Origin of the sequence: uncultured Anaerococcus sp., from assembly GCF_963510575.1 — a bacterium.
Classification (GTDB): Bacteria; Bacillota; Clostridia; order Tissierellales; family Peptoniphilaceae; genus Anaerococcus.
The window spans coordinates 1-22,657 of record NZ_CAUPFR010000017.1 but is presented as its reverse complement, the minus strand read 5'-3'; the positions used below and the strand labels follow the sequence as shown (position 1 = coordinate 22,657).

The 22,657-nt window shown below is 32.2% G+C and carries 22 protein-coding genes, 1 pseudogene and 1 other annotated feature; of the genes and pseudogenes, 4 read left to right on the top strand and 19 right to left on the bottom strand.

Annotated features, from left to right (window positions below; translation table 11 throughout):
• From RQ907_RS02585 to RQ907_RS02570, 4 genes are all read right to left on the bottom strand, one after another.
• On the bottom strand, nucleotides 1–702 hold a 702-nt coding region (locus RQ907_RS02585), incomplete at its 3' end, for a PTS transporter subunit EIIB (protein WP_311491845.1).
• 65 nt (nucleotides 703–767) lie between these two features.
• Nucleotides 768–1,628, bottom strand: a complete 861-nt coding sequence (gene licT / locus RQ907_RS02580) for a BglG family transcription antiterminator LicT (protein ID WP_311491846.1) — start codon at nucleotides 1,626–1,628, stop codon at nucleotides 768–770.
• A 124-nt stretch (nucleotides 1,629–1,752) separates the two neighbouring features.
• On the bottom strand, nucleotides 1,753–2,571 hold the full coding sequence (gene map, locus RQ907_RS02575; protein ID WP_311491844.1) for a type I methionyl aminopeptidase: 819 nt from the start codon (nucleotides 2,569–2,571) through the stop codon (nucleotides 1,753–1,755).
• Between the two features lie 41 nt (nucleotides 2,572–2,612).
• Complete coding sequence (locus RQ907_RS02570) at nucleotides 2,613–3,410, bottom strand: nitroreductase family protein (RefSeq protein WP_311491843.1); 798 nt, start codon at nucleotides 3,408–3,410, stop codon at nucleotides 2,613–2,615.
• A gap of 96 nt (nucleotides 3,411–3,506) precedes the next feature.
• Between RQ907_RS02570 and RQ907_RS02565 the strand changes: the two genes are divergently transcribed.
• Nucleotides 3,507–5,306 carry an ATP-dependent helicase gene (locus tag RQ907_RS02565; protein ID WP_311491842.1) on the top strand — a complete coding sequence of 600 codons (1,800 nt, stop codon included), beginning with the start codon at nucleotides 3,507–3,509 and terminating at the stop codon, nucleotides 5,304–5,306.
• Nucleotides 5,307–5,390: 84 nt separating this feature from the next.
• Here the strand turns inward: RQ907_RS02565 and RQ907_RS02560 are convergent, their stop codons facing one another.
• The gene (locus tag RQ907_RS02560) at nucleotides 5,391–6,665 is read right to left on the bottom strand and encodes a folylpolyglutamate synthase/dihydrofolate synthase family protein (RefSeq protein ID WP_311491841.1); all 1,275 of its coding nucleotides are present in this window, start codon (nucleotides 6,663–6,665) and stop codon (nucleotides 5,391–5,393) included.
• 62 nt (nucleotides 6,666–6,727) lie between these two features.
• Between RQ907_RS02560 and RQ907_RS02555 the strand changes: the two genes are divergently transcribed.
• The gene (locus RQ907_RS02555) at nucleotides 6,728–7,435 is read left to right on the top strand and encodes a heparan-alpha-glucosaminide N-acetyltransferase (RefSeq protein WP_311491840.1); all 708 of its coding nucleotides are present in this window, start codon (nucleotides 6,728–6,730) and stop codon (nucleotides 7,433–7,435) included.
• An 82-nt stretch (nucleotides 7,436–7,517) separates the two neighbouring features.
• Nucleotides 7,518–7,649: a glycerol-3-phosphate transporter gene (locus RQ907_RS02550; protein ID WP_311491839.1), complete on the top strand. Its 132-nt coding sequence runs from the start codon at nucleotides 7,518–7,520 to the stop codon at nucleotides 7,647–7,649.
• Nucleotides 7,650–7,722: 73 nt separating this feature from the next.
• Here RQ907_RS02550 and RQ907_RS02545 read toward each other — a convergent pair whose 3' ends face one another.
• From RQ907_RS02545 to RQ907_RS02510, 8 genes and pseudogenes are all read right to left on the bottom strand, one after another.
• On the bottom strand, nucleotides 7,723–8,319 hold the full coding sequence (locus RQ907_RS02545) for a DUF4230 domain-containing protein (protein WP_311491838.1): 597 nt from the start codon (nucleotides 8,317–8,319) through the stop codon (nucleotides 7,723–7,725).
• A 56-nt stretch (nucleotides 8,320–8,375) separates the two neighbouring features.
• Nucleotides 8,376–9,002 (bottom strand): tRNA (guanosine(46)-N7)-methyltransferase TrmB, encoded by a 627-nt coding sequence (trmB, locus tag RQ907_RS02540; protein WP_311491837.1) that lies wholly within the window; start codon nucleotides 9,000–9,002, stop codon nucleotides 8,376–8,378.
• Between the two features lie 42 nt (nucleotides 9,003–9,044).
• Complete coding sequence (locus tag RQ907_RS02535) at nucleotides 9,045–9,932, bottom strand: DegV family protein (RefSeq protein WP_311491836.1); 888 nt, start codon at nucleotides 9,930–9,932, stop codon at nucleotides 9,045–9,047.
• A 50-nt stretch (nucleotides 9,933–9,982) separates the two neighbouring features.
• Nucleotides 9,983–11,326: pseudogene (brnQ, locus tag RQ907_RS02530) on the bottom strand (branched-chain amino acid transport system II carrier protein).
• Between the two features lie 56 nt (nucleotides 11,327–11,382).
• Nucleotides 11,383–11,733 (bottom strand): Spx/MgsR family RNA polymerase-binding regulatory protein, encoded by a 351-nt coding sequence (locus tag RQ907_RS02525; RefSeq protein WP_311491835.1) that lies wholly within the window; start codon nucleotides 11,731–11,733, stop codon nucleotides 11,383–11,385.
• A gap of 35 nt (nucleotides 11,734–11,768) precedes the next feature.
• On the bottom strand, nucleotides 11,769–12,089 hold the full coding sequence (locus tag RQ907_RS02520; protein WP_311491834.1) for a DUF503 family protein: 321 nt from the start codon (nucleotides 12,087–12,089) through the stop codon (nucleotides 11,769–11,771).
• Nucleotides 12,055–13,833 (bottom strand): phosphatidylglycerol lysyltransferase domain-containing protein, encoded by a 1,779-nt coding sequence (locus RQ907_RS02515; RefSeq protein ID WP_311491833.1) that lies wholly within the window; start codon nucleotides 13,831–13,833, stop codon nucleotides 12,055–12,057. Before RQ907_RS02515 ends, RQ907_RS02520 begins: the two co-directional genes overlap by 35 nt.
• Nucleotides 13,830–14,531: an alpha/beta hydrolase gene (locus RQ907_RS02510; RefSeq protein WP_311491832.1), complete on the bottom strand. Its 702-nt coding sequence runs from the start codon at nucleotides 14,529–14,531 to the stop codon at nucleotides 13,830–13,832. Before RQ907_RS02510 ends, RQ907_RS02515 begins: the two co-directional genes overlap by 4 nt.
• A gap of 94 nt (nucleotides 14,532–14,625) precedes the next feature.
• Here RQ907_RS02510 and RQ907_RS02505 point away from each other — a divergent pair, with 94 nt between their 5' ends.
• A complete protein-coding gene (locus tag RQ907_RS02505) occupies nucleotides 14,626–15,993 on the top strand; it encodes a leucyl aminopeptidase (protein ID WP_311491831.1) in 1,368 nt (455 codons plus the stop codon).
• A 55-nt stretch (nucleotides 15,994–16,048) separates the two neighbouring features.
• Here the strand turns inward: RQ907_RS02505 and RQ907_RS02500 are convergent, their stop codons facing one another.
• From RQ907_RS02500 to mgtE, 6 genes are all read right to left on the bottom strand, one after another.
• Nucleotides 16,049–16,762: an ABC transporter ATP-binding protein gene (locus RQ907_RS02500; protein WP_311491830.1), complete on the bottom strand. Its 714-nt coding sequence runs from the start codon at nucleotides 16,760–16,762 to the stop codon at nucleotides 16,049–16,051.
• 12 nt (nucleotides 16,763–16,774) lie between these two features.
• Nucleotides 16,775–17,557, bottom strand: coding sequence for an ABC transporter ATP-binding protein (locus tag RQ907_RS02495; RefSeq protein WP_311491829.1), 783 nt, complete (start codon nucleotides 17,555–17,557; stop codon nucleotides 16,775–16,777).
• Complete coding sequence (locus RQ907_RS02490; RefSeq protein ID WP_311491828.1) at nucleotides 17,550–18,524, bottom strand: branched-chain amino acid ABC transporter permease; 975 nt, start codon at nucleotides 18,522–18,524, stop codon at nucleotides 17,550–17,552. Before RQ907_RS02490 ends, RQ907_RS02495 begins: the two co-directional genes overlap by 8 nt.
• Nucleotides 18,525–18,527: 3 nt before the next feature.
• Nucleotides 18,528–19,415: a branched-chain amino acid ABC transporter permease gene (locus RQ907_RS02485; protein ID WP_311491827.1), complete on the bottom strand. Its 888-nt coding sequence runs from the start codon at nucleotides 19,413–19,415 to the stop codon at nucleotides 18,528–18,530.
• Nucleotides 19,416–19,492: 77 nt separating this feature from the next.
• Nucleotides 19,493–20,662 carry an ABC transporter substrate-binding protein gene (locus RQ907_RS02480; RefSeq protein WP_311491826.1) on the bottom strand — a complete coding sequence of 390 codons (1,170 nt, stop codon included), beginning with the start codon at nucleotides 20,660–20,662 and terminating at the stop codon, nucleotides 19,493–19,495.
• A gap of 58 nt (nucleotides 20,663–20,720) precedes the next feature.
• Nucleotides 20,721–20,955: a binding site (T-box leader), on the bottom strand.
• Nucleotides 20,956–21,118: 163 nt separating this feature from the next.
• Nucleotides 21,119–22,444, bottom strand: a complete 1,326-nt coding sequence (mgtE, locus tag RQ907_RS02475; protein WP_311491825.1) for a magnesium transporter — start codon at nucleotides 22,442–22,444, stop codon at nucleotides 21,119–21,121.
• Nucleotides 22,445–22,657 lie beyond the last annotated feature (213 nt).

Genomic DNA, 22,657 nt, shown 5'->3' with positions numbered 1-22,657 from the left:
GTCTGGAACAATTTTCTTGACATATTTTTCCACATATGACATTATCCAAACACCCATAAGGGCAGGCACTAAGCTTGATGTATATTTTACTAAAGGAACACTAAGACCTAAAAACTTAAATACACCACCTTCTTTTACTATATCCATCCAAACCAGGTTTACTAAACATAGGCCAAGGAAGGCGCCCAAGTATTGATTTGTACCAAATATTTTGGCTGCAGAAAAACCAATAAAGGCTGGCATAAAATAGAATCCAGTATCAAAAATAAATTTAAGCATAATATAGGTTTGAGAATCTTCTGCCAAAATACCTGTTAAACTAAGTACAAGAAGAAGAACCTTTCCTATACCAACGCCAGCCAAGAGTGGGATTACTGGAGCAATTGATCCTGTAATCGCACTTAAAACCCTATCTACTACTTTTCTTTCATCTTTTTTCTTATTATTTGAATTTTTTATATTTAAATCTTTTGCTATTTCTTGATAAACCCTATCTACATCATTTCCAATAACTAATTGATATTGACCGGATTTTTTAACAAGACTTAAAACTTCGTTTAAAGCCTGAACTTTTTCATCATTAGCCTTTGATTCATCCACCAATTCAAACCTAAGCCTTGTAGAACAATGGACTACAGACCTAATATTTTCTTTACCACCAACATATTTAATAATATCTTTTGCTAATTTTTCGTATTTCATTTTTACCTCCAATTTTTTTATAATTGAAAGTTTAGCCAACTTAATGTAACTACCTAACTAGAATTTTATTTTGTCTTTTTTTCCTCCTTTATATCGCTAATTACTTGTGATATATGGATTGTTAAATACAAAACTTCCTCATCGTCTAAAACATAATCGAAAGAATCATAGACAAAGTCTTTTATTTTTATAGTACATTTATAAGCATCTAAATACCTATCTTTTATCAAGGGTAACAAATCATTTTCAAGCGATAATTTTTTATGCTTATCATCGGATAAAATCCTCAAACTAAAAAACTTAAGGTGTCTTAAAAACCTTTGGTAATAAAAACTTTCTACATTATAATTGACTTTGAAAAAGAATTTTACTATATTCAAAATATTCTGAACTAACTTTGTAGATTTATAGAAATCCTCTATATCATCCCCATTTTCAGATACAACTATATGCATAGCTATAAAGCCAGCTTCGTCTTCTGACATTTTTACAGAAAATGTTGATTCTATAATATTTAAAGCTTCAAGTCCTAAACTATATTCATCAGGGTAAAAATTTTCTATTTCAAACAAGAGCTTATTTTTTAAATGAAGACCTTCCCTATACCTAGCTATAGCCATATATAAGTGATCTGTCAAAGACAAATAAATACTATCTGCTAAATCCTTGCCTAGTCTTTGACTAGCCCTTTGTATAATCATCTGCGATAGCTCAAAATATTCTTCAGGTATATCTTCTAAGAGTTTGACAAGTTGGTTGTTTTTCTTGTCTCCTTCTAGAACGAAAATCTTTTGAATTTTGTCATCTTCAATCTTATCACCGATTTTTTTGCTAAAGCCAACTCCCTTACCCATTACAATAACTTCTTTTCCTGAAGCATCTTCTGATATTATAGAATTATTATTTAGTACCTTTCTAACAAAAATTTATACCACCACCTTAAAAATGAAAAAACCTATCCCAATAAACTTGGGATAGGTTTTGCGGAATTTCCTAACAATCCATATCTATTTTTATAATACTACATCTAAGCATAAATTCAATAGCTAACTACAAATTATATTTTTCTTTATATGCTTTAATGAATTCTAGGTCTTCTTCAGTTAGCTTATACTTTGTTTGGTCTGTAATCACCTCTGGACCATCTTCGTGAATTATTAATTGATGTTCAAATTGACTTACCTTTGAACCATCAACTGTTCTTGCTGTCCAGCCATTGTCATCAAGCTTCATATGCCAATCACCTATAGCAATCATTGGCTCTATTGTAAATACCATTCCTGCTTCTATCCTAGGTCCTCTACCAGCCTTGCCATAGTGAGGTACTTGTGGGTCTTCGTGCATTTCTTTACCAATTCCATGACCAATAAAGTCTCTTATAACAGAAAATCCATTTTCACCCTCTACATATTCTTGAATAGCAGCTCCTATGTCACCAATCCTATTACCTGGCACAGCAACTTTTATAGCTTTATTTAGAGCTTCTAGGTTTACATCAACTAACTTCTGGTCTATTTCACTCATCTTTCCTATTGTATAAGTCCAACAAGAATCAGCGAGTCCCCCACCTAAGTTAACTACATTATCAATTGACAAGATATCTCCTTCCTTAAGAGGCCTATCTGTTGGATAACCATGGCAAATCTCATCATTTACTGATGTACAAAGAGTAAAAGGAAAGCCTTGGTAACCTAGTTGGGCAGGAATTGCTTTTTTATGGTCAACGATAAATTTATTAGCAAATTTATCTAAATCATTAGTAGATATTCCTGGCCTTATTACTTCTCTTAAGGCAAGGTGAGTTTGACATAAAATCTCAGCTGCCTTTCTCATTTTTTCAAAATAAGTTTCATTATATATTCTAATCAATATTTCACCCTCCTAAAAAGGACGCCTTGGCGCCCTTAATCTTATAGTTGTTTACTTGCTATATAGACATATTTGTCGTCATTAATTTCTGGTTTAATTTCCCATTTTGAACCCATTGAAATGCTTTCTCCTAATTTATCAATGTAGTACATGATAATTCCAGCATCGAGTAGGTTTGCATTTCCCTTATAATCTTCAATATAAAGTTTGATTAAGTCATCAACAAGAACAAATCTCCATGGTTGAGCATTATAAGCTGATGGAGCAAATCTTGCGTAGGCAAAAATTTCGTCTAAGCCTCTTTGTTCAAGGTCTTCGTTTGTAGCTTTTTTACCAACTTCATCTAAGAATACAAATTCGCCAATACCCTTTCTGTCATCAAACTGATGTTCTCTAACAGTTGTATCTACTGGATAACCAATGGCTAGAAGTAGGTTTACTTGACCCTTGTCATAGTCAAATACAGATTTTTTAACATTTTCTTCTACATCTCCTACTGTAATCCAGCAGTTGCCGATTCCCATTTTGTCAAGTTCTGTGATTATTTCTTCTACACCATAAGCGCCCTTAACTAAGCTTGCTGGGTCGTTATTTAGGGTATTTAAGGCAAGGTAAGCTGGTGCCTTAATCATTATTCCTTTATATCCAGCCTTACCATCAAGAGCCTTATATACTCTTTCTCCATCGGTTTGGATTATAAAAGAAAGGTCATCCTTTCCTAATTTTATAATTTCTGCATCAATTATTTTTTCAAGTTTTTCTAGATCAGATTTTGTAAGTTCAACATCCTTGAAATCTCTTGTTGAAGTTCTAGATTTTAAAAATTGTGTTGTAAGCATATTTTCCCCCATAATTATATTCTACTACTTTTATTATACTATACTTACCTCCTATTTTATCACATTTTTCAAAAAAATATATGGTATGATAATAATATGAGATTAACAGATATACAAAATAAGGCAGCAAGTTTTGTTGATGGTCCTTGCCTAGTCCTTGCAGTGCCTGGGGCTGGCAAGACTACCATGCTCTTAGAAAGAATTAATAACCTAAGCAAAATTATAAATCCAAATAAGATCTTAACCTTAACTTTTTCTAGGACCCAAGCTATTGATATGAAAAATCGCTACGGTAGTGATGATACAAATATCATGACCATTCATGCTTTTTGCTACCTAATTATAAGAAATTACTTAAAAAAATTTCATAGAGAATTAAGACTATTAGAATCTACAGATACTTATAATAAATATGACTTGGTAAGACGTATCTATCAGGATATAAACAATAAAAAAGTATCAAGAGAAGACGTGATGAACTTTTTTACAGAAACATCCTACATGAAAAATGCCATGTTAGATGAATCCTACCTCAAAAAAGTTAGGATAAAAAATATTGAGAAAGTTTATGAAATATATGAAAATTTTAAAAAAACCAATAACTACATAGATTTTGATGATATGCAGACCTTGGCCCTAAGACTTCTAGAAGAAAATCCTAGACTTTTAAAATCAATTCACAACAAATACCAATATTTTCAGCTAGACGAAGGGCAAGATACATCCATTATACAATTTAAAATCTTACATGAAATTGTAAAACTTAATAATAATTTTATGGTAGTTGCAGATGATGACCAATCAATCTATTCTTTTAGAGCAGCTGAACCTGAGTATCTACTTGATTTTAAGGCTCATTATCCAAATGCAGAAATAATCATCATGAACGAAAACCACAGGTCTAGCAGAAATATTTCATACCTCGCAGGCAATTTTATAAAGGAAAACAAGTATCGTTATGAAAAAAATATTATAAGCAATAAGGAAACTGGAGAAAAAGTTGTAATCAAAACCCTTGGTGATTCCCACGACCAGTATAATTTCATCAAGAAAAATCTTTCTCCTAACCAAACTAATGCTATCTTATTCAGAAATAATATTTCTGCCATTAACCTAATTAGTTTTCTCCTTGAAGATGGGCTTGATTTTATTATTAACGATGATTTTCTAGAGTTTTTTAAGTCTCAAATTATAGATGATATTTTTGATATAATCAAATTTTCCGAAGATTTTAACAATGTCGAATCCTTTGAAAATGTTTATTATAAGATAAAAACATATATAAAAAAAATTGAGATTGAAAAACTTAATACCAAACCTATTAACATAGATGTTTTTGATTTTTATTACGATATGCTTGACTATGATAGGAAAAATTCCCTTTATGATATCGAAAGAAAGCTGGTCCATCTCAGAAAACTTCCTTTATCCAGAAAAATATCATATATATACAAATATATGGGCTATAAGGAGTATTCATCACTTAAGGCAAATAAGTTTGCTGAGGAAATTGTAAACAAGGATTTATTTATTGAAAGTCTTGTAAATTTCACCAAGGACCTTAAAACCATAGAAGATTTTGATAAAAAAATCTTAAATCTTAAGAAAAAAATCAAGTTGAGGTCTAATTCTAACCTTATCCTTCAAACCATCCATAGGTCAAAGGGGCTAGAATATGATAGAGTCTTTGTGGTTGACCTAAATAAGAATGAATTTCCTATAATAGATTATGAAAAAAATCCAGAAAAAAACCTAGAAGAAGAAAGAAGGGTCTTTTATGTGGCAATGACTAGAGCCAAGGAAAAACTATTTATCCTATCAACCAAGAAGAGAAATAATAAAAAAACTTTACCTTCTGAATTTTTTTCTAGAGTGAAATACTTAAATAGTATATAAATTTTTAAAAATACAAAAATCGCCCATAGGATATGACTTGGTTTAATTTCTCTGATAAACAAGCCATTATATGGACGACTTTTTTTATTTTTCTATAAACGATAAAATCTTTCCAACCAAGTACAAGGACCCACACCAAAGAACTAAGTCCTTTGCTCCTACATCTTTTAGTGAATATTCAAAGGCTTCTTTGTTATCGTTAATTACATGAATATCTGAAGCATATTCCCTAGCTTCTTCTTCTATTTTATCTGTATCAAGAGCCCTAGGATTATCTTCTATGTGAGTTATTATTAACTTATTAGAAGTACTTGCAATTTTCCTTATAATATCCTTGTGGTCCTTATCTTTTAAGATTGAAAATCCAACAATCAACTTTTCATAGTCAAAATTTTTAAGAATATCTAATAAAGCATCGATTGATTCCTTGTTGTGTGAACCATCCAAGAGAACCCTTGGCTTAGTAGAAACCAAATCTACCCTTCCTGGATTGTAAGTTTCTTCTATTCCATCTTTTATGTCTTCTTCGCTAAGGTTAAATTCATCTTTAAAATGGTCTAAAACCATAAGGGCAAGGCTTGCATTATAGATTTGATGCTCACCTCTAAGACTTGTTTTTACATTTTCGTAAGATTTAAAATCAAAAGTGTTTCCAACGTTAGAAGAATCTTTTATATTTATTTCATTTTTTTTGAAGGTGAAAAGTTGAGCTCCTTCGGCAATTGATTTCTCTTTTATAATTTCAAAAGCTTCTTGGCTAGTTTGAGGATATACAAAAACGGGTCTGTTCTTTTTAATAATACCAGCCTTATTTGCAGCAATTTCTTCGATAGTAGAACCCAAAACATTCATATGATCCATAGAAATCGAACAAATTACAGATGCAAGTGGACTTTTTATAATATTTGTAGAATCAAGAGTTCCACCAAGACCTACTTCAATCACAGCCACATCAACATTTTGCTCATAAAAATAAAGATAAACCATAGCTGTTAAAAATTCAAAATATGTAATGTGGTAACCTTCCTCATCACATTTTTCTGCAACAGGACGAATCCTATCAATCAAATCACAAAAATCTTCATCGCTTATATCTAAACCATTAATTGAAATTTCTTCATTTATCCTCACCATATAAGGCGAAGTGAAAATCCCGCACTTTACTTTTTTAGAAAGTACATTTGCAAGCATCTTTGCAGTAGAGCCTTTACCATTTGTGCCCGCAACGTGGATAGTTTTTATCTTATCTTGGGGATTGTCAAAGGATTCCATAACTTTTCTTATATTTCTAAGGGTATGGTCTTCCCCTGAAGATCCCCTCCCATATAAATAATCTAAATAATCATCAAAATTTTTCATATTTCCTCCAGAAACTTTATAAGTTTATTTTACCATATGTTATAATAAAGGGAGGAGATTTTATGAAAAGAATACAAATAATAGATACTTTTAGGGGTTTAACCATAATTTCAATGGTCCTCTTCCACTTATTTTACAATATAAACTACTATTGGACCTTGAATTTTTATAACGGAACTATTTTTAATAAAATTTGGCAACTATCAATTGCGGTTTCCTTTTTTATAATTTCTGGCATAACATCCAGCTTTTTAAATCCTAAAAAAAATATAAAAAGGGGGATTATCACAAGTCTAATTGGTTTTTCAATAACTTTCATCACCTATATTTTTGCCAAAGACCAACTAATAATCTGGGGAGTGTTAAACGGACTTGGCTTATCAATGATAATTACTGGTTTAATGCAAAAGTCAATTAATCCAAAGCTTTGGCCAATATTTATACTTGCCTTTACCTTTTCTTATAAAGTTCCCGCCGGACTTTTTTATAATAGTGAATTTTTAAAAGGCCTTTACCAAGCCAATTTATTCCCTATAGGCTTCCCATCATTTGACTTTTATTCAAATGACTACTTTCCATTAATACCTTGGCTTTTCGCATTTTTAGCAGGCCTTTCTTTGGGGAAATTTTTAAAGGAGAAAAACTTTTATGATTTTGATATAAAAGAAAATTTGCTAGGAAAAATCGGTAGATATTCAATGCCAATATATCTCACCCATCAAATAATCCTCTATCCCTTGGTTAGCCTAATCTATAAGTTAACTTTGTGATGTAAGTTGATTTTTGTCCATATAGGCTTATAATAATATATAATTAAATACAAGAACAGAAAATTTAAGTGGAGAAAAATTTATGGACCATATAAAAAAATATAAAAAAGACTACCCAGCATCTTATTTTATACTTGCATCTATCATAACCCTCGTTCTAGTTTATAAGTTTGGTTATGCAATAGGAAAATTTGTAGCGAATCTAGGATTCTAGTTATTTTTTTAAAAGAATAACTGTGATATACAAATAAAAATGCCCTTAGAATCTATATTCTAAGAGCATTTTTTTAGTTAAATTCAATTGTATATTCTTCTAATAAAGGATTTATTTTTAGAATTTCTTCTATAGCTTCCTTGGTTTTCTTATCAGCTTCTTCTAAGAACCCTTTATCTTCTAAACTTTTTTCTACTTTTTTCATTTCATCTTTCCTAAAATCAGAAAAATCTTTAATTTCTAATTGATTGAATATAGAATTTTTTTCATCAAAAATTGTTAGAGAATTTTCATCAATAACATGGTTTAAGATTTCTGCTTTAGGTATTTGAATGCTAATTTTTTTATCCTCTTTATTTAAGATGACCTGAATATCATTTAGGTTTATACCAGCATTCACCTCACCGTCATAAGAAATAATAAATTTCTTTTGAGTAAAAGGTAATTTCATGCCGTAGAATTCAGCTTGATTTTCAAAAGATCCTACATTTGTGTATTTATACTTGAGTGTCGTCAATTCCTTAACCGAAAGGATTTGATTTTTGATTATTTCAGATGAAATTTTTGTTTCTGAATTTTTAAGACTACTTTTCATCCCAAAAAAGTATGAAGCAAAAATTAAAATCAAAACTGTAAACAATCCAAGAATTAATTTCTTAGCTTTTTTCATTTTGTCTCCCGTTTTTATTAATTTATTTTAACTTTACCTTATTTTATTGAAAATGTCTATTTAAATTTAGCTTTCACATAGAAAATAGGCATATTTTTATCTCTAAATTTTCTTTCGTATTCTGTGACAATAGACTTTTCTTCGGCAAGATTTCTATTAACCTCTATTATTTCCATTCCAAAATCGTCAAAATATGATAAAGATCCTTCAAAAAAATCTTCGTTATCTGTTTTTAGCTCTAGCTCAGCTCCACTTTTGCAGATAACTTGGTACAATTTTAAAAAATTAGGATGAGAAAGTCTTCTCTTGTTGTGACGTTTTTTAGGCCAAGGAGTAGAAAAATTTAGATAAATCTTCGAAATTTCATTTTCATCGAACATATCTAAGAGGTCTTCAGCCTTGCCAACAATCCCATATACATTAGTTAGTTCATTTTCTTCAATTTTTCTACAAGCAGCTACAAAGGCATTGGTATTCATTTCTAAAGCTAAGAAGTTTTTATTGGTGTCGTTTATAGCCTTACCTACAATAAACTCTCCCTTACCAGCCCCTATCTCTAATTCTATTTCATTCTTATTTTTGAATAATTCTTGCCAATCCCCCTTATGATTTTGTGGATCAAATATTATAAATTGGCTTTCTTTCATAGTTGGGATTGCATGTGGTTTGTGTCTTAATCTCATAATTTACCTCATAAAAAAAGGGAGTCGCCCAAGCGACTATCCCTATATAGTTTTTCCTTCTCCCCAGAAACAAGCACCAACAAGTCCTGGTCCTACGTGACTTCCTACTGTTGTACCTATTTCGTAAATAATAATTTTCCCCTTATAATCATCTAAGACTTCTTCAAGCCTCTCTTTTAGGTCTAAAGCATCATCGTAATTGTTAGAATGAACTACAATAATTTCATTATTATATGGGAAATCTCCTATTAAACGCTCTTTTATCTTCTTAACTAAAGCTTTCATGGCTTTTTTCTTTGTTCTAATCTTGTCAATAACGACAATTTCACCTTCTGTATTTGACTCCATCATAGGACAAATATTTAAAAGATTACCAAAAGAACCTGCTGCCCTAGATAACCTTCCCCCTCTTACAAGGTAAGTTAAATCTGAGGTGAAAAATACCGCGTTTGCCAATCTTCTATTTTCCAAAGCCCAATCATAAACTTCCTCAATGGACTTCCCTTCCTTACGAAGCTCATTTAAGGCAAGTAAAATTAGACCTTCGGTGGATGTTGCAGTTAAACTATCTACTATATATATTTTTCGGTCTGGATACTTTTTTTCAAGTTCTTCTTTTGCCATAAGAGCTTGTTGAACACCACCGGTCATACCTGATGACAAAGACAAATGAAGGATATCCTTATTTTCTTCTAGTAGGTTTTCAAAATACTCCATGTAACGTATATAGGTTATTTGGCTAGTTCTTGCAATAGAACCTTCATTTAATTTCTGATAAAAATCTTCTAATTTCATAGTAAGACCTAAATCATCTATAAAGTCTACATCATCTATCTGATAGGGAAAGCCAATCCATCTTATATTTTCTTTTTCTAGTACTTCTCGTGGAAGATCAACAGTCGATTCAGCGCTTAGTATAAAATCAGTCATATTTACCTCTCATAAATCTAAATAACATCATACTTTTTATATATTTAAATTCAATTTCTAAGAAGCTTTTTATCTATAATTAGTCCCAAGAAAAATGCTATAAGTGCTGGAAGTATCCAAGCAAAACCAATTTCAAATCCCGGTAAACTAGCGCTTGCAAGATCTAATATTTTTGTAACAAAGCCAGTCTTGCTTATTATATCCGGTGATGCCTTTAAAAAGTCTAAGAAAGCAAATATCGCTGTGACTCCAAGACAAATTTGATAAACAAATTTTCTCTTACCAACAAAAATAGAAATAATAGATAAGGCTATTAGGACTATTGATATTGGATAAATGAACATCAAAACTGGTAATGAAAGGGTTATAATTTGCTTTAATCCCAGGTTTGCAATTAGTAGTGAAACCAAAGAAAATATTACACAATATGTTTTATAGGATACCTTGTTTTTAAACATCTCCTCAAACATTTCAGAACAAGCAGAAACCAAGCCAATTGCAGTTTTTAAACAAGCAAGAAATACAATTATAGATAAAAGTATGTGGCCAAGATTTCCTAAATAATACTCAGATATTTTTGATAAGATAACTGCACCATTTTCAAAATTATCTAAAATGTTTGCTGATGCGCCTCCCATAAAGGAAAGACCAGCATAAATTATCGACATAGCTAAAAGACAAACTACACCTGATTTTAAGGTTTCTAGCGCCATGGACTTTTTATCTGTAACTCCTAATTCTTTAATATTAGAAATTATAATAATAGCAAAGGCCAAACCTGCAGGAGCATCTAAGGTGTTATATCCATCTACAAAGCCAACTGCTAAGGCATTTGAAACATATTTAGGTGTTGGCATATTTACACCAACAGGTCCCATTGGCTTAAAAATAGTAAATATTAGTAAGAATGACAACAAGATTAAAAATAAGGGTGTCATAAATTTACCAATAGTATCAATTAGCTTTGCTTTTTTGATTGAAAAATACAATACTAGGGCAAAAAATACTAAAGAAAATATTAATAAGCCTAGGGCATTATAAAAATTATTATTTCCACCAAAGACTACCTCATATGTAGTTGTAGCTGTCCTTGGAATAGCAAAACCAGGTCCAATTGTCAAATACAATAAGCTTGTAAAAAAGTAAGCGAACTTGCGTCCTGCCGCTTTTGACAAATCAAACAAGCTTTCACTATCACTAGCAGCCGTTGCCACCACAGCAAGAATTGGCAGACTTACTGCAGAAAGCAAAAATCCTATTGTTACTAAAGAAATATTGGCTCCAGATCTTTGACCGAGTTCTCAGGGGAAAATCAAGTTTCCTGCACCAAAGAATAAGCCAAAAAGTAAGGAGCCAATTAACAAATTTTCTGATAAAGTTAATTTTTTTCTCATATCTAACCCCTTAAGTTTTTTATATGATACACCTTTATCAGTTAATCTGCAATAAATTATAGTGATTCAACGTATTTTTTAACATCAGGTCCAACCAAGATTTTTCCATCATCTAAAAAGAGAATTGGTCTTCTTACAAGCATTCCATCAGAGGCAAGCTTATCGTATTTTTCTTCAAGTGTCATATCTTTGAGCTTGTCTTTCAAATTTTCTTGCCTATATATCATGCCAGAAGTATTAAAAAACCTCTTTATATCATAGTCTGTAGCCTCATGCCACTTTTTTATTTCTTCTTTTGTTGGATTATCTTCCTTTATATCTCTAAGTTCGTACTTTAAACCTTTTGCATCCATTTCCTTTAGGACACCCTTGCAAGTCGAACACTTGCTATAGCAAATAATTTTCATAATTCCTCCTATTTTTTATTCTTACCCTTAATATGTTAAAGTAATCTCTGAATATTTTCCTCAATGATTTTAACTTGTTTATTCTCTTTTATTCTTTTTTTAATACTTTCCAAAGCTAATTTTGCTTGGTCTTTATCGTTTGAAACTGAGACAAAGGCCATACTTGATAGATTGAAAAATTCGCGATCTGCATATTCAGTTGCTGATACATCAAAATTATTTTTAGCATAATCTATGATGCCATCTACTATCTTACTTTTATCTTCTAATGAAAAACTATCATAAATTTCAACACTTATTTCTAATAAATATAAATATATATTAAACCTCCTTAATTTTCCCCTTATCTGCTGCAATTATTGCAAATATAGAAGTGATTATAAAATTACCTTTAGCAAAGCAAGTGTACCTGCTTTCCCAATTTGTTGCATACTTTGATTTATAATTCCTAAGCCCTTTAAAAGGATACAAGCTGTCTGCATATTTAAATATTAGTGAAGCAATCCTTTCTGATAAATAGGCTGATTTGTAAATTCCCACATTTGAAAGTGGTGCCATACCCAAGTTAAAATACTTATAATTATTCTCCTGTGCATAGATAAACAAGTTCAAAAACAGGTAATCCATCATTGAATTTACGTTCATATCTGTATCATAACGCATTAAGTCAATCGTCAATATTTTATTATCAAAATTTGGCATCAAACTAGTAAAGGCTGTTATTTCTCCTTTTTCGTCTAAAACAAAGGCTATAGCCGAATCATTTAGATAGGATCTATCAAAAAATCCCAAAGAAAATCCTTTTTCTTCCCTACCTTTCAACCGCTTATCTGATATTACTTGGAGCCTATCAAAAGTTTTTTCATCAAAGGGAGGTTCAACAATTTTAAATTCATACCCATCTTTTTCGAACCTATTTAAAATATTTCTAAGACTTGATTTTTTTCTACCCGCTAAGCTAAATTTTTCCAAGTCTAAAAAAGCATTTTCTCCAAATTTCATGAAATCATAACCATAATCATGGAGTAAGAGTGTAAATTCTCTGCCTACTTCATAAAAAACTGGATTTAAAGATAGGACTTCGCATTTTTTCAAAAAATCATTCAATCCTTCTTCTAAAAATTCTCTCTTGCCGATTGGTTCACCCATCAATATAATTTTATTGTTTACAATTTGATATATAAAGGCAAGTACTTTTTCGCCATCTTTTTCATAGTAATGAATATATTTATCACCCAAAAGTCCTAGGCCTGCAGATGTTGACGAATTTAAATTGTTATTTTCTAAAAATTCTTTATATGTTCGCAAGTCAGGCTTGGTTAAAAAATCTTCATGACTTTTCATAAAAGCAAGTATTAATCTTAGGGCCAAAGCCATAACCATAAAAGTTATGGCAAAAAATACAAACTTATAGGCTAGGGGAAAAGTTATTAGAGGTCTTGTCATGAAGGTGTTTTTAAAATATATAATTATCCAAAAACCCCCAAAGACAAGGTCGATTAGCACTTCTTCCATGCTATAAATAAAACTTTCTTTGACCAAGGTATCCCTTGTAAAATAAGTTAACAAGGCAATTATTCCTAAGGGCATCAAACCAACTATCGGTTCATCTACTAAGTACAAATAGATGCCTGTAAATACACACAAGGGGTAAAGAATTTTTTCAAATCTTTTTTGCCTAGAAAATGAAAGTCTAGCTGATACTATGAATAAAAAGCCAATCATTAATTCAGTAAAGGCCCTAAATAAACCAACTGTCACAAAAGAAAATTCATTAAAGGGAAAATACGATAAAAAATCACCTGCATTGGCGCTCAAAATATAGGTCAAACCATAAAATCCGATAAAAGCTGAATTTAATTTTTGTATAGCTTCCTTAAACAACTTAGCGGCGAGTTCTCCGTAATTCTCCTTGATTTTTATGAAAACATCTTTGAAATTAAAGAAAAATTTTAGTAAGAAACCTAAAAGCGCAAGTCCTATTGGTATCCTTAGCCAAATATTAAGTGGGGATCTAGCTAGATAATAAAGTGATATTAATATTAAAAACAATATCGATATATTAATCAAGCTTTGTTTATATTGTTTAATAATTTTCATAATTCTCCTTTCATAAATTTATAAACTAATTTGTTAAATATTTCAGGAGCAGTTCTTGCTAGCCTATGCCCTTGATTTTTAACTATTATTAATTTTGAATTTTTAATATTCTTAGCAATTTTTTTAATGTGAGATATCCTTATTAAATCACGAGAACCTGCTAGTATCAAAGTCTCCTTGTCTATATCTCTCAAATCTCTTATATCAATCTTTAAATCTGTTAATAAGAGTTTAGCAACCCTCTTATTTCTTTTAAAAAATGGTAATATAGACCAAAAAACATTTTCAATTATCATATAGATCTTAGCCGGGAGTGTGATTCCCTCAAACCTTGCATTTGGGGCATTTAAAATCATCTTATTTATCTTTTCGGGAAATAACTTATGGAAAATAAGACAAAGATTTGCCCCATCTGAAAAACCTAAAAGGCTCGCTTTTTTAATTCCCAAATTTTCAAAAACTTCATTCAAATCAGTTGCTAATAGGTCAAAATCAAGTCTTCCCTTGGTATTTGTAGAAAATCCATGATCTCTAAAGTCAATCAGAATTATGTGGAAATATTTAGATAAATAGCCTATTTGATATTCGAAATAAGTCATATCTCCGTCGTTACCATGAAGAAGAAACAAATCTTCTCCAAAACCATACTCCTTATAATATATCCTTGTTTTGTCTTTAAGTATTATTTCATTTCCCATAATGACCTCTCCTATATTATATCCTATTGTGAGAAAATGTTATAAATAAGTGAAGATATTTTTTTATCTTGTATGATATTTAAAGGAGGAATATATGAATTTTAATTTTAAATCTAAAGATAAAAATGCCCTAGAATTTGCCTTTAAAGACCATACTGAACTCGAATTTTTCAAGGGAAATAAGGGGGAAATTATTGGTTTTCATGGAAAAATTGTCCTAGGTCTTGGCGAAAAGGATAAGTTTGATAAGGAAATTTTTAAGGAAGCAATTTGTTCTTTAGGGAAATTTCTTAAAGAAAAAGATGTGGAAGAAATTTCCGTTAAAGAAAATCCTACAAAACTTGATGACAAAAACTTTATTCTAAGCCTAGCAGAGGCACTTATAGTTTCTTCTTATGACTTTGATTATTACAAATCTGAAAAGAAGAATAATTTATTTAAGGAAGTGAATTTGAACGAAAAATTTGCTTGCTACGAACAAGAATTAACTGAGCTCCAGAATGTACTTTGTGGGCAATTTTTAACTCGTGACCTAGTAAACCTAAGGTCAAATGACATTTACCCAGAAAGTCTAGCACAAAAAGCATCTGAAAATCTCTCAGACCTTGGTGTTAAAGTTAAAATTTATGGCAAGGATGAAATCCTAAACATGAGACTTACTGCTTTTTATGAGGTTGCAAAAGGATCTGATAAGGAACCTAAGTTTATAGTTATGGAATATTTACACGGAGAACAAGATAAGGCTCCACTCGCATTGGTTGGTAAAGGTCTTACCTACGACGCTGGTGGATATTCGATTAAAACTTCAGTTGGTATGAAAACTATGAACTCAGATATGGGTGGGTCTGGCTCAGTTATTGGTGCTTTGAAGGCTATAGCCCTTAATAAATTAAAGGTAAACGTAGTTGGAATTGTTGCTGCATGTGAAAACCTAATTTCTGGTAGGGCTTACAAACCAGGTGACATTATAAAAGCACGTAATGGAATGACAATAGATGTAGATAATACTGATGCTGAGGGAAGGATTACCCTTGCTGACGCTGTTAATTATGCTGCTACAGAATATAAACCTGCCTTGATAATAGACCTTGCTACCCTAACAGGTGCTGCTATCAGCGCTCTTGGTGAGACTTACACAGCTTCTATTACAAATAACAAAGGTGCTTTTAAGAAAGTCCTACAAGCAAGTAAAAAGGTTGACGAAAAGATTTGGCTAATGCCAAATGATCCATTTTATAAAACTTACAACGAATCCGAAAACGGCGATGTTAAAAATTCCGGTGGACCAAAGGCTGGTTCTATAACTGCTGGTCAATTTATAGAGAATTTCGTTGAAGATTATCCTTGGGTACACTTAGATATAGCAGGAACTGCTTACCTATCAGCTCCACAAGGTATTAACGGCAAAGGTGCAACAGGTGTTCACGTTAAAACCCTTTATGAACTTGCCAAAGAATATTAATTAAAATAAGCCCCTCCTTCCTGGTATAGCCAGCAAAGAGAGGCTTTTTTGGATTTTATACGCCAAGGTAGGCTGCTTTTACATCAGGATCTGATTTTAATTCTGAAGCCTTACCTTCTTTTACAATTTTTCCTGTCTCTAAAACATAGGCCCTATCAGCTATGTCTAAGGCTAGGTTAGCATTTTGTTCAACCAATAAAATGGTTCTGCCTTCTTCTTTTAAAATTCTAATTGTATCGAAAATTTTATCTACGAATAAAGGTGAAAGTCCCATAGATGGTTCATCTAATAAAAGAACTTTTGGATTTGTAAGGAGGGCTCTTCCCATAGCAAGCATTTGCTGTTCACCACCTGAAAGAGTTCCTGCTTTTTGATTTTTTCTTTCCTTAAGAACTGGAAAAAGCTTATAAATTTTTTCTAGTTCTGCCTTAAGTTCATCAGGATTTAGGCCTGAAGAAATAGATCCAAGCTTTAGGTTATCCTCTACAGAAAGACCTTTGAAAACTCTTCTGCCCTCTGGAACTTGGGCCAGACCTTCCCTGGTGATTTGAAAAGCCTTTTGTTTCTTTATTGACTTATCATTGAAGAATATATCGCCTTCTTGAACACCTAAAAGTCCAGAAATTGTTTGGAGGGTAGTAGTTTTACCAGCGCCATTTGCGCCTATTAGTGAAACAACCTCGCCTTCCTCAACCCTAAGGCTAATTCCTTTTAAAGCCTTGATATTTCCGTAAGAAACACTTAAATTTTCTACTCTTAAAATACTCATTTTTTCCTCTTTCTAACTACCAAGGTAGGCTCTAACAACTTCTTTATTAGAAATAACTTCTCGTGGATTACCTTCAGCTAAGATTTCCCCATAATTTAAAACAATTAATCTATCAGTGATACCTAAAACCAAGTTCATGTCGTGTTCAATAAGTAGGATTGAAACACCAGTATTTTCCCTAATTATCCTTATAGAATCCATTAGGTCTTTGGTTTCTGATTCATTCATACCAGCGGCAGGTTCGTCTAACAATAATACTTTTGGCCTAGTTGCCATAGCCCTAGCTATCTCTAACTTTCTTTGAGCTCCGTATGGGAGAGATCCTGCTATAGCCATAAAATACTTTTCCAAATCAAATAATCTTAGGATATCTTTGGCTCTCTTTGTCGCCTCATTTTCTTCCTTCCAATAAGATGGAAGTCTAAACATTCCTGTCAAAACCCCATATTCCATATATTGGTTCATGGCGAGTTTTACATTATCAAGAACTGTCAAATTGTCAAATAATCTTATATTTTGAAAAGTCCTAGCAACTCCAAGTTTGGATAACTTATCAGGTGAAATTCCATTTACTTTTTGTCCGTCAAGGATAATTTCCCCACTTGTAGGTGTGTACACTCCTGAAAGCATATTAAAAAGTGTAGTTTTACCAGCACCGTTTGGTCCTATTAATCCTAATAATTCACCCTTTTTAATTTTAAAGCTTACATTTTCTACAGCCTTAAGTCCACCAAAAGAGATGCCAAGATTATTTATTTCAAGAACATTTTCACTTATTAATTCCTTACTATTCACCTTTTACATCTCCCTTCTTGTATTTATCTATGTTTAATAACTTTCTTAAAGAAAATTCTTTCCTGCCTAACAAACCTTGTGGTCTATAAATCATAACTGCTATTAGGATAACAGCATAAATTACCATCCTCCACTCAGCAAGTGGTTTTAATACCTCAGGTAGGACTGTAAGACCAATTGATGAGAATATTGCACCTGTCATTGATCCCATACCACCCAAAACAACCATTACAAGGTAGTCGAAAGATTTATTATAGTTAAAAATATTAGCCGCCAAAACACCAAAACTTTGTGCATATAAGGCACCAGCCACGCCTGCAAACAAGGCAGATAAGGCAAAGGCAAAAGTCTTATATTTGGTAATATTAATACCACAACTTTCAGCAGCTAGTTCATTATCCCTTATAGATAGAACTGCCCTACCGTGCCTACAAGAAGCATAGGTAAATATCATTGTAACCAAAAAGGCTGCAACCAAAAAATATTTCCCAAAATCATGTGTTGTAGGTATGCCTGCCAGACCTTGAGCACCACCAGTAAATGATAAATTTTCTATAAATACCCTTATTATTTCACCAAAAGCGAGGGTAACTATAGCTAAATAATCACCAGTTAGTCTTAAAACTGGTAGACCTATCAATATTCCGAAAAATCCTGCAACGACACCAGCTATTATTAAGCTAAGGAAATATCCTAAAAATCCACCTACTAAACCTGATTTCAAAAATAAGGCTGCTGCGTAGGCGCCAATTGCCATAAAACCAGCGTGACCTAAGTTAATCTGACCTAAGACACCTACTGTCAAGTTTAAGGAAGTTGACATTATGATATTTATGCAGATTAAAATCAAAATATTTTGCCAATACCTATTTATTAATCCACCACCAATAAGGCCTTGGACAATTACAAAAAATAATACAACTAAGGCTGTTGTGATAAGATAAGTTTTCTTTTTATTTATGGACATAAATCACACCTTTTCTTTCTCTAGCTTACCAAATAACCCATTTGGTTGGATGAGTAAAACTAGTATTAAAATCACAAAAACAATAGCATCTGCGTAGGCACTTGATAAATAGGCCCTTGTGAGTACTTCAATTATTCCAAGAATTAGTCCACCAACCACAGCTCCTGGTATAGAACCAATTCCACCCAAAACTGCAGCTGTGAAAGCCTTTATACCTAACATAGAACCCATGAAAGGTTGAATTTGTGGATAGCTTGCCACATATAAAACAGATGCCACACCTGCAAGGGCAGATCCTATGGCAAAAGTCATTGTCATTACTTGGTTTACGTTAATACCTACAAGTTCAGCCGCACCATAATCTTCACTTACTGCAAGCATAGCCTTGCCATACTTAGTTTTATTTACAAATAAATTTAATAAATAAGTTAAAATAATTGTAGAAATGATTGTAATTACTGTTGCAAGTGAAAGTCGCACATCTCCAAAAGATAGGGCCTTTTGTGGAAATAGTGCTGGTAGGGGTTTAGCATTTGATGTAAATATTTTTACGAATAAGTTTTGTAAAAATAAAGAAACACCGATAGTTGTTATGAGTAGGGAAATCCTTGAAGAATTTCTTAAGGGTTTGTAGGCTACTCTTTCTATCAATACCCCTAGCAAAGTACAGACTAAAACAGCGGGAACCACTGCTAACCACAAAGGAAGACCAGTTTTAAATAGCGGTAGACCAATTGCTAGAAATACTGTATATCCTCCAACCATGATAATATCACCATGGGCAAAATTTATTAATTTCGCAATACCATATACCATTGTATAGCCAAGAGCTACGAGGGCATAGATACTGCCTAATTGTAAGCCGTTAAAAAATTGGCTAATAAAATCCATTAATGTCTCCTCCTAAATAGGAAAAATACCTATTTTTATTAGGGCCTGACATTTGTCAGACCCTTTCAGTTCTTAAATTACTTGTTTGCTCCTACTTCGCTGTCAAATTCGTATTTGCCATTTTCTATTCTTATCATTTTAGCTGTTTTAACTGGGTTGTTGTTTTCATCATATGTGAATGAACCAGTTATACCTTCAAATGATATTTTCTTTAAAGCAGGTATTACCTTATCCCAATCAAAGCTTTTCGCTTCTTCTACAGCTTGTTTATAGAGATAAACTGTATCATATCCTTCAGCTGCGAATGTTGATGGGTCATCCTTATAAGCTTCTTTATAATCTTTTATGAATTTTTGAACTTTTTCACTTGGATCTTCAAGGGTGAATTGGTTAGTAAAGTATGAATTGTTTATAGATTCAAAACTTGATTTATCCATTACAGATAAAACTGTATCCCAACCATCAGCTCCAACAAGAGTTGCATTTATACCAGCATCCCTAACTTGTGGTACTATTAGAGCTACTTTTTCATAGTAATCTGGGATAAATAATACATCTGGTTCTTCTTTTCTAACCTTAGTCAACTGAGCCTTGAAGTCTGTATCGCTATCACCATAAGATTCATCAGCTACAACTTCCATTCCTAATTCTTTAGCTTTTTTTACAAATACATCAGCAACACCCATAGAAAAGTCTGATGATTGGTTACGTAAAACAGCTAATTTTTTAGCACTTAATTTTTCCTTTGAAAAGTTTGCTAAAACTTCACCTTGGAATGGGTCTGTAAAGCAAGTTCTAAATACATTTTCTTTACCTTCTGTAATGTTAGCTTGGGTTCCTGTTGGTGTGATGTAAACAACTCCGTCATTTACTGCAGATTCTGCCATAGCAAGAGCTGGTTTTGAAGGTACTCCACCAAGGATAGCTCCTGGTTTTTCTTCCATTAATTTGTTATAGTTTGTAACAGCATCTGTTATTTCACCCTTATCGTCATATTCTGACCATTCAACCTTTTTACCAAGGATACCACCCGCTTCATTTATTTCTTTGATAGCTAGTTTTATACCATTATTGGTTGTGATTCCATAGATTGAAAGTGGACCAGTTAATGGAGCAGAGTTTCCTAATTTAACTGTTTCTCCAGCCTCTGTCTTAGTTTCTTTTTCATTTCCTCCATTCTTTGAACATCCTGTAAAAACAAGACCTGCTAATAACATTCCAACTGCTAATTTTTTACTTAATTTCATAATTTCCTCCTATAAGTTTTGGGAATAAAAAAACCTTCGTCTCTTTACTCCACTTGGATAAAGAGACGAAGGGTAATATACAAAATTTTACCATCCGCGGTACCACTCTTCTTCATCTAATGATGCACTTAATTCATTTAATGAATAGCTCTATAACGGGAGCTCCCGACAACCACTTACATCTCAGTGGGCAGCTTAATGGTGATTTTCGTTAAAATATCTTAGTATCTTCCACCAGCCGATACCTCTCTAAAAAGAATCTCTCAACTACTCTTCCATGTCATAGCTTTTCTTTGTTATCTAGAATATACACCATTAAATTTGTCTTGTCAAATTTTTCATTAAATAATTATTAACTTATCTTCATTTTTATAAATTAGTTTTTGATATATCAGTGAATTTTCAATACTTTGAAAATAAAAAACCACATACTCTTTATAAGTATGCGGTAAATAATTATATGCCTAATAACAAAGATGCTACTTCAAAATAAATTAAAAGTACACCTGTATCTACAATTGTTGTTATAAGCGGACCTGCCATTACGGTCGGATCTATGTGTAATTTATCAGCTAATAGTGGCAACAAACCACCGATTATATTTGATATAACTATAGTTAAAAATAGAGTTAAGGAAACTGTGAGGTTTACTGCAAGGCTCACATTATCAACAATAAAAATTCTTAAAAAATTAACTGCTACAAGGACCAAAGATACCAAGGTACCTACTCTAATTTCTTTGAAAACTACCTTCAAGAAATCTTTCGCAGACAAATTCCCTGAGAAAAGTTGGGTCATAATGGTTGTAGATGACTGGCTTCCTGCATTACCACCAGAATCCATCAACATTGGTATATAGGCTGTTAGGGCTACTGCTTGGGCAAGGAGGCTTTCATATCTTTGAATAATAAAACCGGTCATTGTGGCTGTTATAAGACATATTACTAGCCAAGTTGTCCTATTTTTTGCAATTATAAATGATGACTCATCTATATAAGATTCACCCTGATCAGAAATACCTGTGATGTTAGCAAAGTCTTCTTGTAACTCTTCGTGAACTACGTCGATTACGTCTTCTGCAGGTACTATACCAATTAACCTTCCCTCAGAATCTGTAACTGGTACTTCTCCAAGGTCATACTTGATAGATAATTTTGCTACTACCTCTTGGTCGTCAGTAGGGCTAACTGCTGCAGTAATTTGTTGGGTAATAGACTCTATGGTTCCTTTTTTATTTCTGATAAGGTCAGCTATAAATACAAAACCTGTAAGGATAAGAGAATCATTTGTAACCCAAATTTGTTCAAGTTTTTCCGCATCAAGGTCACTTTCCATGACTTTTTTCATAGCTTCTACTGGAGTTTCGCTTGACTTTACTGATAAAAAGTTAACTGTCATGATAGAACCAACTGATTCTTCAGGATAGCCTAGAAGTGCATTTACAACTTCTCTCCTATCACTATCAATATGGCTAGTCATTAACTTTTTAACCATATTTGCAGGTAGCTCTTGCAAGGTATCTACCAGTTCGTCCTCATCTAATTCCCTAACCAAATCTTTGATACTTTCTTCGGATAAAATTTTTAATACCCTATCCTTATTTTCTGGTTTCAACTCAGTAAAGGTATCTGCCAATAAATCCTTATTTAATAGCTTAATCCAAATTGCTACAGATTTTTCTGGCAATATCTCAAGTTTATCGGCTATATCAACTGGATTCATCTTGTTGATTTCTCTTTGGAGTTGTTTAAGATTGTCAACGTTATAATTTCTTTCTGCCATTTATTTCTCCTATTTAATTGAAATATTCAATCGAATATTCTTGTATAATGGCAAACAGAAATCAGCCACTATACTAGTTTCTTATTTTCTTCCACCTTCGATAGGGCGACGCCTTATCCATTTCTCCTCCTTAATTTAAAATTTTTCCTAAAACAAAAATATTTTTATGTGAAATTCACATAAAACTTCCTAAATTATTATACAGTTTTCGCA

Excerpts from the sequence above, each read along its gene's own strand:
- RQ907_RS02570 (WP_311491843.1), bottom strand. The coding sequence starts at position 3,410 with ATGCTTACAACACAATTTTTAAAATCTAGAACTTCAACAAGAGATTTC.
- RQ907_RS02565 (WP_311491842.1), top strand. The coding sequence starts at position 3,507 with ATGAGATTAACAGATATACAAAATAAGGCAGCAAGTTTTGTTGATGGT.
- RQ907_RS02560 (WP_311491841.1), bottom strand. The coding sequence starts at position 6,665 with ATGAAAAATTTTGATGATTATTTAGATTATTTATATGGGAGGGGATCT.
- RQ907_RS02555 (WP_311491840.1), top strand. The coding sequence starts at position 6,728 with ATGAAAAGAATACAAATAATAGATACTTTTAGGGGTTTAACCATAATT.
- RQ907_RS02550 (WP_311491839.1), top strand. The coding sequence starts at position 7,518 with ATGGACCATATAAAAAAATATAAAAAAGACTACCCAGCATCTTATTTT.
- RQ907_RS02545 (WP_311491838.1), bottom strand. The coding sequence starts at position 8,319 with ATGAAAAAAGCTAAGAAATTAATTCTTGGATTGTTTACAGTTTTGATT.
- trmB (WP_311491837.1), bottom strand. The coding sequence starts at position 9,002 with ATGAGATTAAGACACAAACCACATGCAATCCCAACTATGAAAGAAAGC.
- RQ907_RS02535 (WP_311491836.1), bottom strand. The coding sequence starts at position 9,932 with ATGACTGATTTTATACTAAGCGCTGAATCGACTGTTGATCTTCCACGA.
- RQ907_RS02525 (WP_311491835.1), bottom strand. The coding sequence starts at position 11,733 with ATGAAAATTATTTGCTATAGCAAGTGTTCGACTTGCAAGGGTGTCCTA.
- RQ907_RS02515 (WP_311491833.1), bottom strand. The coding sequence starts at position 13,833 with ATGAAAATTATTAAACAATATAAACAAAGCTTGATTAATATATCGATA.
- RQ907_RS02510 (WP_311491832.1), bottom strand. The coding sequence starts at position 14,531 with ATGGGAAATGAAATAATACTTAAAGACAAAACAAGGATATATTATAAG.
- RQ907_RS02505 (WP_311491831.1), top strand. The coding sequence starts at position 14,626 with ATGAATTTTAATTTTAAATCTAAAGATAAAAATGCCCTAGAATTTGCC.
- RQ907_RS02500 (WP_311491830.1), bottom strand. The coding sequence starts at position 16,762 with ATGAGTATTTTAAGAGTAGAAAATTTAAGTGTTTCTTACGGAAATATC.
- RQ907_RS02490 (WP_311491828.1), bottom strand. The coding sequence starts at position 18,524 with ATGTCCATAAATAAAAAGAAAACTTATCTTATCACAACAGCCTTAGTT.
- RQ907_RS02485 (WP_311491827.1), bottom strand. The coding sequence starts at position 19,415 with ATGGATTTTATTAGCCAATTTTTTAACGGCTTACAATTAGGCAGTATC.
- RQ907_RS02480 (WP_311491826.1), bottom strand. The coding sequence starts at position 20,662 with ATGAAATTAAGTAAAAAATTAGCAGTTGGAATGTTATTAGCAGGTCTT.
- mgtE (WP_311491825.1), bottom strand. The coding sequence starts at position 22,444 with ATGGCAGAAAGAAATTATAACGTTGACAATCTTAAACAACTCCAAAGA.